This window comes from Streptomyces sp. NPDC090499 (assembly GCF_044769305.1).
GTDB lineage: Bacteria > Actinomycetota > Actinomycetes > Streptomycetales > Streptomycetaceae > Streptomyces.
In genome coordinates, this window is record NZ_JBIVXP010000020.1 from 1 (window position 1) to 14574 (window position 14574).

General features: G+C 70.8%; 11 protein-coding genes. 8 read left to right on the forward strand and 3 right to left on the reverse strand.

Features of this window, described 5'->3' with window-relative positions; genetic code table 11:
- Positions 1 to 402 precede the first annotated feature (402 nt).
- From mtrA to ACIQVL_RS42480, 6 genes are all read left to right on the forward strand, one after another.
- Entirely contained in the window at positions 403 to 1092 is a 690-nt protein-coding gene (gene mtrA, locus ACIQVL_RS42455) for a two-component system response regulator MtrA (RefSeq protein ID WP_015659998.1), read from the forward strand.
- Position 1093: 1 nt separating this feature from the next.
- A complete protein-coding gene (gene mtrB, locus ACIQVL_RS42460; protein WP_403478147.1) occupies positions 1094 to 3145 on the forward strand; it encodes an MtrAB system histidine kinase MtrB in 2052 nt (683 codons plus the stop codon).
- Positions 3135 to 4979 carry an LpqB family beta-propeller domain-containing protein gene (locus ACIQVL_RS42465; protein ID WP_403478148.1) on the forward strand — a complete coding sequence of 615 codons (1845 nt, stop codon included), beginning with the start codon at positions 3135 to 3137 and terminating at the stop codon, positions 4977 to 4979. Before mtrB ends, ACIQVL_RS42465 begins: the two co-directional genes overlap by 11 nt.
- A gap of 229 nt (positions 4980 to 5208) precedes the next feature.
- A complete protein-coding gene (locus ACIQVL_RS42470) occupies positions 5209 to 6153 on the forward strand; it encodes a ComF family protein (protein WP_403478149.1) in 945 nt (314 codons plus the stop codon).
- A gap of 314 nt (positions 6154 to 6467) precedes the next feature.
- The gene (gene hpf / locus ACIQVL_RS42475; protein WP_403434902.1) at positions 6468 to 7160 is read left to right on the forward strand and encodes a ribosome hibernation-promoting factor, HPF/YfiA family; all 693 of its coding nucleotides are present in this window, start codon (positions 6468 to 6470) and stop codon (positions 7158 to 7160) included.
- A gap of 207 nt (positions 7161 to 7367) precedes the next feature.
- On the forward strand, positions 7368 to 8117 hold the full coding sequence (locus tag ACIQVL_RS42480; protein WP_403434901.1) for a response regulator: 750 nt from the start codon (positions 7368 to 7370) through the stop codon (positions 8115 to 8117).
- A 22-nt stretch (positions 8118 to 8139) separates the two neighbouring features.
- Here the strand turns inward: ACIQVL_RS42480 and ACIQVL_RS42485 are convergent, their stop codons facing one another.
- Both ACIQVL_RS42485 and ACIQVL_RS42490 read right to left on the reverse strand, forming a co-directional pair.
- Entirely contained in the window at positions 8140 to 9330 is a 1191-nt protein-coding gene (locus tag ACIQVL_RS42485; protein ID WP_403478150.1) for a winged helix-turn-helix domain-containing protein, read from the reverse strand.
- 49 nt (positions 9331 to 9379) lie between these two features.
- Positions 9380 to 9955 (reverse strand): GNAT family N-acetyltransferase, encoded by a 576-nt coding sequence (locus ACIQVL_RS42490; RefSeq protein ID WP_403434899.1) that lies wholly within the window; start codon positions 9953 to 9955, stop codon positions 9380 to 9382.
- A gap of 291 nt (positions 9956 to 10246) precedes the next feature.
- On the opposite strand from ACIQVL_RS42490, the gene secA reads away from it, so the two are divergent.
- Positions 10247 to 13087: a preprotein translocase subunit SecA gene (gene secA / locus ACIQVL_RS42495; protein WP_403434898.1), complete on the forward strand. Its 2841-nt coding sequence runs from the start codon at positions 10247 to 10249 to the stop codon at positions 13085 to 13087.
- Between the two features lie 106 nt (positions 13088 to 13193).
- Here secA and ACIQVL_RS42500 read toward each other — a convergent pair whose 3' ends face one another.
- Positions 13194 to 13655, reverse strand: coding sequence for an Rv3235 family protein (locus ACIQVL_RS42500; RefSeq protein ID WP_403434896.1), 462 nt, complete (start codon positions 13653 to 13655; stop codon positions 13194 to 13196).
- A 337-nt stretch (positions 13656 to 13992) separates the two neighbouring features.
- On the opposite strand from ACIQVL_RS42500, the gene ACIQVL_RS42505 reads away from it, so the two are divergent.
- On the forward strand, positions 13993 to 14508 hold the full coding sequence (locus ACIQVL_RS42505) for a DUF6912 family protein (protein WP_403478151.1): 516 nt from the start codon (positions 13993 to 13995) through the stop codon (positions 14506 to 14508).
- Positions 14509 to 14574 lie beyond the last annotated feature (66 nt).

The window sequence follows — 14574 nt, forward strand, 5'->3', positions numbered from 1 at the left end:
GAGGCCCTGTTCTCATGCCCGCGGCCAGCTGCGATCACCCGATCGAGACTCCCGTTCGACGCACACCCCTCAAGATCGGAACGACAACAGCGTCTCAGACGCATCGTTGCCGGCGCTCCCCTGCTCTGTGGAGCGTTGCTCGGCGCGCGGGAACTCCAGCGGCAGGCTTCCAATGGCAGCGGGAAGAAGAGCCTGATGGGGCTTGCGTTCGCTCTGTGCGCTGTCGGCGTGCTGATCAGCCAGACATAGAGGCACTCCTCGTTGGCACGGCTCGGTATCCCGCGGCGGGTCAAGAGGAGCAGGTGTTCACGGACGGGGGCAGACAGTGACGGCCCCCTGCGACTATGGTCACTGGCCGGTGACCCTGGTCACCTGCGGAACCTTCACTGTTATGAGAATGGGATGATGTCGTTTATGAAGGGACGAGTCCTTGTCGTCGACGACGACACCGCACTGGCCGAGATGCTCGGCATCGTGCTGCGTGGTGAAGGTTTTGAGCCGTCTTTCGTAGCCGACGGCGACAAGGCGCTGGCCGCTTTCCGTGAGACCAAGCCCGACCTGGTGCTCCTGGACCTGATGCTGCCCGGTCGGGACGGTATCGAGGTGTGCCGTCTGATCAGGGCGGAGTCCGGGGTGCCGATCGTGATGCTCACGGCGAAGAGCGACACCGTCGACGTGGTCGTGGGCCTGGAGTCGGGCGCGGACGACTACATCGTGAAGCCGTTCAAGCCGAAGGAGCTGGTCGCCCGGATCCGGGCCCGGCTGCGGAGGTCGGAGGAGCCGGCGCCGGAGCAGCTCGCCATAGGTGACCTGGTCATCGACGTGGCCGGGCACTCGGTGAAGCGGGACGGGCAGTCGATCGCGCTGACCCCGCTGGAGTTCGACCTGCTGGTCGCGCTCGCCCGCAAGCCGTGGCAGGTGTTCACGCGTGAGGTGCTCCTGGAGCAGGTCTGGGGCTACCGGCACGCGGCGGACACCCGCCTCGTCAATGTTCACGTCCAGCGGCTGCGCTCCAAGGTCGAGAAGGACCCGGAGCGGCCGGAGATCGTGGTGACCGTCCGTGGTGTCGGATACAAGGCGGGACCGAGCTGACATGTCCGGTGACAGTGCCGCTTCGGCCCCCGGCCGGTCCGGGGACCGTCCGGAGCGGCCTGTCGGCGGGAAGCGGTTCGGTGCGCGCTGGCGGCTGCTCTTCGAGGGCGGACTGCTCCAGGGCGGGGTTCAGGGCAGTCCGGTGCTGCGCCTGTTCATGCGCTGGGTACGGCGGCCGCTGCTGCCGGTCATGCGGCTGTGGCGGCGCAACATCCAGCTCAAGGTCGTCGTCACGACCCTGCTGATGTCGCTGGGCGTCGTCCTGCTGCTCGGCTTCGTCGTCATCGGGCAGGTCCGCAACGGCCTGCTGGACGCCAAGGTGAAGGCCTCGCAGAGCCAGGCCACCGGTGGGTTCGCGGTGGCCAAGCAGAAGGCCGACGAGGCCGCGACCGGCACCGGTGACACGGCGCAGTCGGCGGACGGGCGGCAGTCGCAGAACGTCACCTCGTGGATGAGTGACCTCGTCGAGTCCCTCTCCAGCGGCGGCCAGGGCGCCTTCGACGTGGTCACGCTGCCTGCGGGCGACAACAACAGCGGCGGCGGGCGCACCCGCGCCTCCGGGCAGGTCGACCCGACGGCCAGCGTGCCCGACGACCTGCGCACGCGGATCAACGGCAATACGACGGCCGCGCAGAGCTATACCCGGATCATCTACACGGACGACAAGGAGTCGCAGCCCGCGCTGGTCATCGGCAAGCAGGTGAGCGATCCGAACAACGACCCGTACGAGCTGTACTACCTCTTCCCGCTCACCCAGGAGGAGAAGTCCCTCAGCCTGGTCAAGGGCACGCTGGCGACCGCCGGGCTGTTCGTCGTCGTTCTCCTCGGGGCCATCGCCTGGCTCGTCGTACGGCAGGTCGTGACGCCGGTGCGGATGGCGGCCGGGATCGCCGAGCGGCTGTCGGCCGGGCGGCTCCAGGAGCGCATGAAGGTCACCGGCGAGGACGACATCGCGCGGCTCGGCGAGGCCTTCAACAAGATGGCGCAGAACCTCCAGCTGAAGATCCAGCAGCTGGAGGACCTGTCGCGGATGCAGCGGCGGTTCGTTTCGGACGTCTCGCACGAGCTGCGCACGCCGTTGACGACCGTCCGGATGGCGGCCGACGTCATCCACGAGGCCCGTGAGGACTTCGATCCGGTGACCGCTCGGTCCGCGGAGCTGCTCGCCGACCAGTTGGACCGGTTCGAGTCGCTCCTCGCCGACCTGCTGGAGATCAGCCGTTTCGACGCGGGCGCGGCGGCGCTGGAGGCCGAGCCGATAGACCTCAGGGAGGTCGTACGGCGGGTGGTCAGCGGGGCCGCGCCGCTCGCGGAGCGCAAGGGCACGCACATACGCGTGCTGGGCGACCTGCAGCCCGTGGTGGCCGAGGCGGACGCCCGGCGCGTGGAGCGGGTGCTGCGCAACCTGGTCGTCAACGCCGTCGAGCACGGCGAGGGCAAGGACGTCGTCGTCAAACTGGCCTCGGCCGGCGGGGCGGTCGCGATCGCGGTGCGCGACTACGGTGTCGGGCTCAAGCCCGGCGAGGCGACCCGGGTCTTCAGCCGCTTCTGGCGGGCCGACCCGGCACGCGCGCGTACCACCGGCGGTACGGGCCTGGGGCTGTCGATCGCCCTGGAGGACGCGCGGCTGCACGGCGGCTGGCTGCAGGCGTGGGGGGAACCGGGTGGCGGCTCGCAGTTCCGGCTGACACTGCCCCGGACGGCGGACGAGCCGTTGCGGGGCTCGCCGATACCCCTGGAGCCCAAGGACTCCCGGCGCAACCGGGGGCTCGGCGAGACCGGTCTGCCGGGCACCGGCGAGGACAAGCGGGCCACCGTGCCGGTGCAGCCCGGTGGCGGCCACGCGTCGTCGCTCGCCCCGATGACGCAGCGGATGGCGGCCGTGGCCCCCACCGCCGACCCGACCGCGCTGCCCGGCAACGGCGCGCGCGTGGTGCCCCGGCCGGCCCAGGGTGTTCAGGGTGTTCGGCGTCAGGAGGGCCCGCCCGCGGCGGGGCAGGGCGACGGGGCGGACGAGTCGAACAAGCCAGGGGAGGCATTTCGTGGGCGCTGACCGCGAGGGGAGCGCCCGGCGCAGGCCGGCGCGTGCGGTGGCGTACGCCGCCTGTGGGGCCGTGGTTCTGGCGGGGTGTGCCTCCATGCCGGACAGCGGCGACCTGCGGGACGTCGAGTCGACGCCGCGACAGGACACGCAGGTGCGGGTCTTCGCCATGCCGCCGCAGCAGGACGCCTCGTCCACGGAGATCGTGCAGGGTTTTCTGGAGGCTCTGACCAGTGACGATCCGAACTACGACACGGCACGCAAGTACCTGACCAAGGCCGCCGCGAAGACCTGGCAGCCGGAGTCGCAGGCCATGGTGCTGGCGAACGGGCCGAGCATCCAGACGGACCCGCGGCCGGTCGGCCGCGAGGGCACCAGCAGCATCACCTACACGCTCCAGGGCAGCCGGGTGGCCAGCGTCGACGCGCAGCAGGCGTACACGCCCGCGGACGGGTCGTACCGCAGGAGCGTGCATCTGACGAGGGACGCCAAGAGCGGGCAGTGGCGCATCGACTCGCTGCCGCAGGGTGTCGTGATGGGCAGGTCCGACTTCCAGCGCAACTACACGTCGGTCGACAAGTACTACTTCGCCTCGGACACGTCGGCCGGGGAGACCGGCCAGCCGGTGGCTGTCGCCGATCCCGTCTTCGTGCGCAGCCGGGTGGATCCGACGACCCAGCTGGTGCGTTCACTGCTCAGCGGCCCCACCACCTGGCTCGGCCCGGTGGTCCGGTCGAGTTTCCCGACCGGTACGGCGCTGAAGAAGGGCGTGTCCGGGCTGACACCGGACGACCAGAACCGGCTCACGGTGCCGCTCAACGTCAAGGCGTCCCGGATCGGCTCCGCCAAGTGCGGCGAGATGGCGACCCAGTTGCTGTTCACGCTGCGCAACCTGACGCCCACCGTGGACTCGGTCGCGCTGCGGTCCGTCAACGGCGCCCACATGTGCGACGCCACCGAGGAGCAGGCCGAGGCGACCGCCTGGCGTGCCTCCACCAAGCGCCCCGACTACCTGTACTTCCTCGACGGCAAGCACCGGCTGGTGCGGATGGCGACCGGCGGCACCGGTACCGGCACCGGCGCGGTCGCGGTGCCGGGCCCGTTCGGCGCGGGCACCAAGCCGCTGCGGTCGGTTGCGGTCGCCCGTGACGAGCGGACGGCGGCCGGGGTCACCGGCGACGGCAGGGCGCTGTACGTCACCTCGCTCGCGTCGGACGGTTCGCTGGGTGACGCCGTGCTGACCAGCCACGGTGCCACCGAGGACGACCGGCTGACGGCGCCGAGCTGGGACGCCCGCGGTGACCTGTGGGTGGCCGACCGCGACCCTGCCAAGCCGCAGCTGTACATGCTGGCGCAGGGCGTGGGCCAGCCGGTGGCCGTGCAGATGCCCGAACTGGACGGCCGCATCGAGGACGTGCGGGTCGCCGCGGACGGGGTGCGGATCGCGCTCGTCGTCGAGAAGGACGGCAAGCAGTCGCTGCTCGTCGGGCGCGTCGAGCGCACCAAGTCCGACGACCAGCAGGAGGTCTCGGTCCTCGAACTGCGCTCCGCGACCCCCGGATCCGAGGAGGTCACCGCGATGTCCTGGGCCGGGGACAGCAGGCTCGTGGTGGTCGGGCGTGAGCAGGGCGGCGTGCAGCAGACGCGGTACGTCCAGGTCGACGGCTCGACGCCGGACGGGCCCTCGCCCGCGGCGCTCACGGGTGTCCTGGCGATCGCCGCGTCCGAGGACGACCGGGTGCCGCTGGTGGCCGACTCGCAGGACGACGGGATCGTCCGGCTGCCGTCCGGGGACCAGTGGCAGAAGGTCGTCAAGGACGGGTCGGCGCCGGTCTATCCGGGCTGAGCCCGCGCGGTCGGTGAGCGGCCGTCCCGGTCCGGCGTGGAGCCGGCGGGGCGGCCGTTTCCGTGGGCGCCGGACGAGAGCCGTCGGGTTGCCCCGGTCAACCGTTCTCCGGCGCGACAACGGTCCTTCTCACCCGTGTGGGTGACGGGCCGTGCTTCTCTCATGGAGTTGTCCACAGGCAGTCGTCCACAGGGTGGCCGGGCGGGCCGCCCGTTGGCACAGTGGGCACATGCGGGGGTGGTGGCAGGACCTCACCGACCTGGTGCTACCGGCCGAGTGCGGAGGCTGTGGGACGCCTCGCACGGTGCTCTGCGACGGGTGCCGTGCCGCCCTGAGCGGGGCCGTACCGCGCCGGGTGCGACCGGTGCCGGAGCCGTCCGGGCTGCCGGCGGTGTACGCGGCGGCGCCTTACGCGGACGAGGTACGGGCGGCTCTCCTCGCCCACAAGGAGCGCGGTGCGCTGGCGCTCGCCGGGGCGCTGGGCGCGGCGCTGGCGGGAGCCGTGCGGGCCGGGCTCCGGGACGGGCCGGGGGACGCGCTCCAGGACGGTCCGGCCGGGCTTCGGGACGGTCGGACGGTCCGGATCGTCACCTCGTGGAGCAGCGGTACGGCGGGTGGCGCCGGCGCGTCCGGGCCCGTGCTGCTCGTCCCCGTGCCGTCCGCGCCGTGGGCCGTGCGGGCACGTGGACATGATCCGGTGCGGCGGATCGCCCTCGCCGCGGCCGCGGAGCTGCGGCGGGCCGGGACCTCGGCCCGGGTGGTTCCGGCGCTGCGGCAGCGGCGGGCCGTCGCCGACCAGTCGGGGCTCAACGCCCGGCAGCGGTACGCGAATCTCGCGGGCGCGCTGGCGGTGACCGCGGGTGGTGCCCGGCTGCTGGCCGAGGGCCGGGTCGTCCTCGTCGACGACCTCGTCACCACGGGCGCCACCCTCGTGGAGGCGGCGCGTGCGATCCGGGGGATGGCAGGGGCCGAAGGGGCAGGAGAGAGGGCAATGGCTGTGTATCGGCGCGCGCCCTGGGAAGGAAGGGAGGAACGGAAGACCGGACCGGCGGAAGAGCGGGCGAAGTGGGCACGGAACGCATCGGGAATGGCCGAGGTGAACGGCCTGGCAGGGCCGGTCCGTGCCGCTGTGGTCGCGGCCGCATCGGATTCTTTCGAAATGAACCGGAACTGACCGTGGACGTACATCGTTGCAGGTAGTGACGGGGTCAATTCACCTGAATGGAGGTACGCATCAGTAGAGGGTGACGACATCCGTCCGGGCGAGATATGTTCGGTTGTGAGGGAGAAAGCCGCAGGCCATGTCTCCCCTATCCGAATGCCGTGCCGCGGGTTTTCCGCAATCATCGCGGTGCTGGGGTGCAGATCTTGCCCATGGGGGAGGAGGAGGTGAAGTCGCCGAGTCCGAGGCTCCGGGGTTCACCGGAGCTGGGTGCAAAAGGGAGATGCTCCGCAGTGCAGCGGAGTGATCCGGGAACGGAGTTCTGCGTGGACATCGTCGTCAAGGGCCGCAAGACCGAGGTGCCCGAGCGGTTCCGCAAGCACGTGGCCGAGAAGCTGAAGCTGGAGAAGATCCAGAAGCTCGACGGCAAGGTGATCAGCCTCGACGTCGAGGTGTCCAAGGAGCCCAACCCCCGACAGGCCGACCGCTGCGACCGGGTGGAGATCACGCTCCGCTCCCGCGGTCCGGTGATCCGGGCGGAGGCAGCGGCCAGTGACCCGTACGCGGCGCTCGACCTGGCGGCGGAGAAGCTGGACGCGCGGCTGCGCAAGCAGCACGACAAGCGGTTCTCCCGCCGCGGTGCGCGGCGGATCTCGGCGGCCGAGGTCCCCGACCACGTCCCGGGCGCGGCGACGCTCAACGGGAACGGCAGCCCCGTCCACCCCGAGGACGCGGACGGAGTGCCCACCAAGAAGATGGGCTCCCTCGAGGTGCAGGGCGAAGGCCCCCTCATCGTCCGCGAGAAGACGCATGTCGCCGCCCCGATGACCCTCGACCAGGCTCTCTACGAGATGGAACTGGTCGGACACGACTTCTACCTGTTCGTCGACTCCGAGACCAAGGAGCCGAGTGTCGTCTACCGGCGGCACGCGTACGACTACGGTGTCATCCATCTCAACACGGACCCGATGGTCGCCCAGGCGCAACCGCCCGCGGCCGGAGGCACGTTGGGCGGCTGACCGGCCCGGCCGGCAGGTGAGCCCGTGCCCCTGGAAGCGCTCGTGCGCCCCCAGGGGCACCGGTGTGCGACCACTTCGCGCCCCGCTCGGTCACCCCGTTGTCGCCCGGACATGGAATCATGGCCAGGGCGGCCCAACCGGTGGGCTGCTGCCTTGGGTTGGCGGATGGCACAGCACCACAGGCCACAGCCTTCAGGGGGAGGAACGATGGCGGACAGCTTCGGACCGATGCGGGACGGTGATGCCGACGGCGGCGTCGTCGGCATGGGCCCGGACGCGGGCGGTGCTCCACGCAAGGAACCGATCAGGGTCCTTGTCGTCGACGACCATGCCCTCTTCCGCCGCGGACTGGAGATCGTGCTCGCCGCCGAGGAGGACATCCAGGTCGTCGGGGAGGCGGGCGACGGCGCGGAGGCCGTCGACAAGGCAGCCGACCTGCTGCCCGACATCGTGCTGATGGACGTCCGGATGCCCAAGCGCGGCGGTATCGAGGCCTGTACCTCCATCAAGGAGGTCGCGCCCAGTGCGAAGATCATCATGCTGACGATCAGCGACGAAGAGGCCGATCTCTACGACGCGATCAAGGCGGGCGCGACCGGATACCTCCTCAAGGAGATCTCCACCGACGAGGTGGCCACCGCCATTCGCGCGGTGGCCGACGGGCAGTCGCAGATCAGCCCGTCCATGGCGTCGAAACTCCTCACCGAGTTCAAGTCGATGATCCAGCGCACCGACGAGCGCCGGCTGGTGCCTGCGCCGCGGCTGACCGACCGTGAACTCGAAGTGCTCAAGCTGGTCGCCACGGGGATGAACAACCGCGATATCGCGAAGGAGCTGTTCATCTCCGAGAACACCGTGAAGAACCATGTGCGCAACATCCTGGAGAAGCTGCAGCTGCACTCCAGGATGGAGGCGGTGGTCTACGCGATGCGGGAGAAGATCCTCGAAATTCGCTGAATCCACCGGGTGTCGGCAGAGGTCAGCGCAGCGCGGCGATCAGAGCGCGGGTCACTTCCTTGAGGAGCGGTTCGCGCAGCTCGGGGGAGTCCACGCGTTCCACGCGCACGGTCGTGCAGTCCACCCAGCTCGCCGCCTCGACCAGCGCCTCCGCCACCGCCGGGACCGCCTTCGGGCCGTCCAGCGTGACCTGGCGGGCCACCAGGACGCCGCCCGCCTCGCGCGCCGGGTCCACCCGGCCCACGAGCCGGCCGCCGGCCAGTACCGGCATCGCGTAGTAGCCGTGCACCCGCTTCGGCTTCGGGACGTAGGCCTCCAGGCGGTGGGCGAAGCCGAAGATCCGCTCCGTGCGCGCCCGGTCCCAGATCAGGGAGTCGAACGGCGAGAGCAGCGTCGTACGGTGCCGGCCGCGCGGAGGTGCGGCCAGGGCCGCCGGGTCCGCCCAGGCGGGCTTCCCCCAGCCCTCCACCTCCACCGGGACCAGACCCGAGTCGGCGATCACCGCGTCGACCTGCTCGCCCTTGAGCCGGTGGTAGTCGGCGATGTCCGCGCGGGTGCCGACGCCCAGCGACTGCCCGGCCAGCCGGACCAGGCGGCGCAGGCACTCGGCGTCGTCCAGCTCGTCGTGGAGCAGCGCGCCCGGGACCGCGCGCTCGGCCAGGTCGTACACCCGCTTCCAGCCGCGCCGCTCGACGCACACCACCTCGCCGTACATCAGCGCGCGCTCCACGGCGACCTTGGTGCCCGACCAGTCCCACCACTCGCTCGTCTTCTTCGCGCCGCCCAGCTCCGTCGCGGTCAGCGGGCCTTCGCCGCGCAGCTGCTTGATCACCTGGTCGTAGACGCCGTCGGGGAGGTCGTGGCTCCAGTGCGGGCGGTCGCGGTAGGCGCGGCGGCGGAAGGCGAAGTGCGGCCACTCCTCGATGGGGAGGATGCAGGCGGCGTGCGACCAGTACTCGAAGGCGTGCGTGTCCGTCCAGTAGGCGGCCTCGACCGCTCTGCGGCCGACGCGGCCGAGGCGGGCGTACGGGATCAGCTCGTGGGAGCGGGCGAGGACCGAGATGGTGTCGAGCTGGACCGCGCCGAGGTGGCGGAGCACGCCCCGGACGCCGGAGCGGCGGTCGGGGGCGCCGAGGAAGCCCTGTGCCTTCAGCGCGATACGGCGGGCTTCGTCCGCCGAGAGAGCGGCGGCGGGGCGCGGGAGGGTCGTCATGGGTCGGACGATAGAGGGTGGCACTGACAGCCCGGCACGAGCCGGGGTCTCAGCCCTGCGAGGGGGCCGGCAGGTAGGGCGCCGCGGACGGCAGGTCCAGGTCCGAGGGGAGCAGGGAGCCGACCCAGCAGTCGCGTCGTACGCCCTTGTTGTTGAGGGAGGAGCGGAGGGTGCCCTCGACGGTGAAGCCGGCGCGTTCCGCGACCGCGCGGGAGGCGTGGTTGCCGACCTCGGCGCGCCATTCGACCCGGTCGATCGCCATCCGCGTGAACGCCCAGCGGGCGGCCGCGAGGGTGGCCTCGGCGGTGTAGCCGTGGCCGCGGTGCTCCTTGGCGGTCCAGAAACCCACCTCGGCCGTCCCCAGGGAGCGCATGGTCAGGGCGAGCATCCCGGCCAGCCCGCCCGTCGGCAGGAAGACGCCGAAGGTGAACATCGAGCCCTCGGACCAGCCGTCGGGGACCATCTGCTCCGTGAAGCTGCGGGCGTGCTCGGCGAGGTAGGGCGAGGGAATCGTCGTCCAGCGCTGGATGTCGGGATCCTGGACGGCCGCGTACACCGCGTCGGTGTCCTGCGGGCCGACCGCGCGCAGCAGCAGACGAGGGGTGGTGAGCGTGACGGGTTCCATCGGCTGATTCTGCTCGCCAGGCCGCCCGGTACGCCATCGATTTCGCTCTCCGTGAGCAAGTGATCACATTTCGCGCAATTCCTCGCTCCGGCGCGGCACTATCCGTGTGCCCCGGCCGTTGTCCCGGGTGAAGCGTGAAACGGGCTCGCGGGGCCCGCAGGAAGGCGGCGGACGGTCGTCGGGCCGACAGGCCTCCCGACACGGCCGGGTCCTCGCATACGATGGCCGTTGCTCAGTACGTCAAATGGAAACCGACCCTCCCAGGCCCGACCGGCAAGGAGACTAACCCCCGTGTCCGTCCTCTCGAAGATCATGCGTGCAGGCGAAGGCAAGATCCTGCGCAAGCTGCACCGCATCGCGGACCAGGTCAACTCCATCGAAGAGGACTTCGTCGACCTCTCCGACGCCGAGCTGCGGGCCCTCACCGATGAGTACAAGCAGCGCTATGCCGACGGTGAGAGCCTCGACGACCTGCTCCCCGAGGCGTTCGCCACCGTCCGCGAGGCCGCCAAGCGCGCCCTCGGCCAGCGCCACTACGACGTGCAGATCATGGGCGGTGCGGCCCTCCACCTCGGCTACGTGGCCGAGATGAAGACCGGTGAGGGCAAGACCCTCGTCGGCACCCTGCCCGCGTACCTCAACGCGCTGGCGGGCAAGGGCGTCCACCTCATCACGGTCAACGACTACCTGGCCGAGCGCGACTCCGAGATGATGGGCCGCGTCCACAAGTTCCTGGGCCTGTCCGTCGGCTGCATCCTCGCCAACATGACGCCGGCCCAGCGCCGCGACCAGTACGCGTGCGACATCACCTACGGCACGAACAACGAGTTCGGCTTCGACTACCTGCGCGACAACATGGCGTGGGCCCAGGACGAGCTCGTCCAGCGCGGCCACAACTTCGCCATCGTCGACGAGGTCGACTCCATCCTGGTCGACGAGGCCCGTACGCCGCTGATCATCTCCGGCCCGGCCGACCAGGCCACCAAGTGGTACGGCGACTTCGCCAAGCTGGTCCTTCGCCTGAAGAAGGGCGAGGCCGGCAACCCGCTCAAGGGCCAGGAGGAGACCGGCGACTACGACGTCGACGAGAAGAAGCGCACCGTCGCCATCCACGAGTCCGGCGTCTCCAAGGTCGAGGACTGGCTGGGCATCGACAACCTCTACGAGTCGGTGAACACGCCTCTGGTGGGCTACCTGAACAACGCCATCAAGGCGAAGGAGCTCTTCAAGAAGGACAAGGACTACGTCGTCATGGACGGCGAAGTCATGATCGTCGACGAGCACACCGGCCGTATCCTCGCCGGCCGCCGGTACAACGAGGGCATGCACCAGGCGATCGAGGCGAAGGAAGGGGTGGACATCAAGGACGAGAACCAGACCCTCGCCACGATCACCCTGCAGAACTTCTTCCGCCTCTACAAGCGTCACGACCACAACGACAAGGAACAGCCCGGCCTGTCCGGCATGACCGGTACGGCCATGACCGAGGCCGCCGAGTTCCACCAGATCTACAAGCTCGGCGTGGTCCCGATCCCGACGAACCGGCCGATGGTCCGCAAGGACCAGTCGGACCTCATCTACCGCACCGAGGTCGCCAAGTTCGAGGCGGTCGTCGACGACATCGCGGAGAAGCACGAGAAGGGCCAGCCGATCCTGGTCGGCACGACCTCCGTCGAGAAGTCGGAGTACCTCTCGCAGCAGCTCTCCAAGCGCGGCATCCAGCACGAGGTGCTCAACGCCAAGCACCATGAGCGCGAGGCCTCGATCGTCGCCCAGGCCGGCCGCAAGGGCGCTGTCACGGTGGCCACCAACATGGCCGGCCGTGGTACCGACATCAAGCTCGGCGGCAACCCCGAGGACCTCGCCGAGGCGGAGCTGCGTCAGCGCGGCCTCGACCCCGAGGAGCACATCGAGGAGTGGGCGCAGGCGCTGCCCGCCGCCCTGGAGAAGGCCGAGCAGGCGGTCAAGGCCGAGTTCGAGGAGGTCAAGGACCTCGGCGGGCTCTACGTCCTCGGTACCGAGCGGCACGAGTCGCGCCGGATCGACAACCAGCTGCGCGGCCGTTCCGGCCGTCAGGGCGACCCCGGCGAGTCCCGCTTCTACCTCTCCCTCGGCGACGACCTGATGCGCCTGTTCAAGGCCCAGATGGTCGAGCGCGTGATGTCCATGGCAAACGTGCCGGACGACGTGCCGATCGAGAACAAGATGGTCACCCGCGCGATCGCGTCCGCGCAGTCGCAGGTCGAGCAGCAGAACTTCGAGACGCGTAAGAACGTCCTGAAGTACGACGAGGTGCTCAACCGCCAGCGCGAGGTCATCTACGGCGAGCGCCGCCGCGTCCTGGAGGGCGAGGACCTGCAGGAGCAGATCCAGCACTTCATGGACGACACGATCGACGCATACGTCGGCGCGGAGACCGCCGAGGGCTTCCCGGAGGACTGGGACCTCGACCGCCTGTGGGGCGCCTTCAAGCAGCTCTACCCGGTCAAGGTCACCGTCGACGAGCTGGAGGAGGCGGCCGGCGACCGCGCGGGCCTGACCGCCGAGTACATCTCCGAGTCCATCAAGGACGACATCCACGAGCAGTACGAGTCGCGTGAGACGCAGCTCGGCTCCGAGATCATGCGTGAGCTGGAGCGCCGGGTCGTGCTGTCGGTCCTGGACCGCAAGTGGCGCGAGCACCTCTACGAGATGGACTACCTCCAGGAGGGCATCGGCCTGCGCGCGATGGCCCAGAAGGACCCGCTGGTCGAGTACCAGCGCGAGGGCTTCGACATGTTCACCGCCATGATGGACGGCATCAAAGAGGAGTCCGTCGGCTACCTGTTCAACCTGGAGGTCCAGGTCGAGCAGCAGGTCGAGGAGGTCCCGGTCGAGGACACCGAGGCGGCGGAGGGCGTCCAGGACGCGGTGCCGGCCCAGGCGGGCTCCCGTCCCGAGATCCGTGCGAAGGGTCTTGAGGCGCCGCAGCGCCGGGGCATGCACTTCTCGGCGGCCACGGTGGACGGCGAGGGCGGCCTCGTCGAGGGCGACTTCGACTACGACGACGAGCCGGCCCGTTCCGAGGCCGACGGCCTGACGCGCGCCGAGCGTCGCAAGCAGGCGAAGAGCCGCCGCGGTCGCAGGAAGTAGTCCGGCGCCGACGAGCGCTCGCGAGGGCCGGTCACCCTGGAGAGGGGTGGCCGGCCCTTCGGCATGGGGTGTGGTCACGGCGGGCGGCCCGGCCGGGAACCGGCCGTCAGGGGCCGTGCGACGGGCGTGGGCCGCCCATCTCCACCGCCGTGCAGCGCCAGCGCAGGTCCGTGTCCTGTTCCAGGCGGAAGGCCAGCGCGCGCAGCCGGTCGCCCGCGGCGATGCGGGCGAAGACCTCCAGGGCGCCGGAGCGGGGCACGTAGTAGCCGATGTCGCGGACGACGGGGTCGGTGCCGCGGGCGCGCAGGGGGCCGCGTTCGGCGAGGCGGGCCAGGTCGTCGTAGGCCTGTCCCGCGGTGTGCCGGAGCATCCAGTGGACGGGGCGGCGGCCGCTCAGGACGGCCAGCAGACGCTCCGCGAAGAGGTCGGTGGGACGGGGGCCCGGCGGGGCCGCCGGAGGCGTGAGCGGCCGGCGGGAGGAGGGGGCGCCGGGACGGCGGGAGTCGCGGCGGCCGGGGGGCCGGGTGGCCGGGCGGAGCTGGGCGGTCCTGGTCATGACCTTGTTCATGGGGGTCCCCGTTCGGCGGGCCCGGCGGGTACCGGGCGGTAACTTTCGGTTACGGATCTTGTACGGGGGCCGGGACGGCGACAGCAAGGCGGTGGCGGTCCGTGCCGGGGGTCCGGGAATGTTCACCTATCCGAGTGGCCGGGGGTGCCGGAAACCCGCCGGGCGGGCGGCCGTACCGGGTGAATCCCGGGGCGTCGGGTGGACGCCTCCGACGTCACGGGCCGGGACTCGAAAGGGGACGCCCGCACGTATCCTGAAGGCCCTCCGGAAGGCGCCAGGCCTTCTCCGGAGGTCATGCCGAAGCAGAGTGAAGAGCCCGGAAGAGAGCGGCCCAGCCATGCGCGTCTACGTTCCCCTGACCCTCCCCGGGCTTGCCGAGGCGCACAGGACGGGCGAGCTGGGGACCGGTCCTTTCGTCGCCTACGCCGTCACGCCCGCGCTGCGCGAGTGGTACCTCTCCGACGACATGGAGGAACTGGAGTACGCCGCGCTCAGCCGGGCCGCGCTGGCTTCGGTGCGGCTGCTGGCCGCCGAGCCGGACGCGGTACGGCGCCGGGTCGTGGTCGCCGTCGACGTGCCCGACGGCGCGGCCGCGGCCGACCCGGACCGCGGGCTCGACCCGGCGGCGCTGGGCGAGGTCCGGGTGACCGGGACGGTGGCGCTGGCCAGGGCGGCCTCGGTGCACGTCGACTCCGACGACGCCGAGGAGGACGTGACGGCGGCCGCCGGGGCGCTGGCGGCGGCGGACGGCGGCGACGACGACGCGCAGTTCGTCGTGGACGGGGCCGAGGACCACGAACTGCTCTGGTACGCGACGCAGGAGATCCCGAACCTGGTGGGGTTCGGCGGCTGAGGCGAGGCCGACGAGGCCCGACGAGACAGCTGTGACCTGCGGTGATGCGCAGGCGGCCTTGATTGT

What these genes read in the sequence shown, in the direction of transcription:
- mtrA (WP_015659998.1), top strand. Translation starts at nt 403, where the DNA reads ATGATGTCGTTTATGAAGGGACGAGTCCTTGTCGTCGACGACGACACC.
- mtrB (WP_403478147.1), top strand. Translation starts at nt 1,094, where the DNA reads ATGTCCGGTGACAGTGCCGCTTCGGCCCCCGGCCGGTCCGGGGACCGT.
- ACIQVL_RS42470 (WP_403478149.1), top strand. Translation starts at nt 5,209, where the DNA reads ATGCGGGGGTGGTGGCAGGACCTCACCGACCTGGTGCTACCGGCCGAG.
- ACIQVL_RS42480 (WP_403434901.1), top strand. Translation starts at nt 7,368, where the DNA reads ATGGCGGACAGCTTCGGACCGATGCGGGACGGTGATGCCGACGGCGGC.
- ACIQVL_RS42485 (WP_403478150.1), bottom strand. Translation starts at nt 9,330, where the DNA reads ATGACGACCCTCCCGCGCCCCGCCGCCGCTCTCTCGGCGGACGAAGCC.
- ACIQVL_RS42490 (WP_403434899.1), bottom strand. Translation starts at nt 9,955, where the DNA reads ATGGAACCCGTCACGCTCACCACCCCTCGTCTGCTGCTGCGCGCGGTC.
- ACIQVL_RS42500 (WP_403434896.1), bottom strand. Translation starts at nt 13,655, where the DNA reads ATGAACAAGGTCATGACCAGGACCGCCCAGCTCCGCCCGGCCACCCGG.
- ACIQVL_RS42505 (WP_403478151.1), top strand. Translation starts at nt 13,993, where the DNA reads ATGCGCGTCTACGTTCCCCTGACCCTCCCCGGGCTTGCCGAGGCGCAC.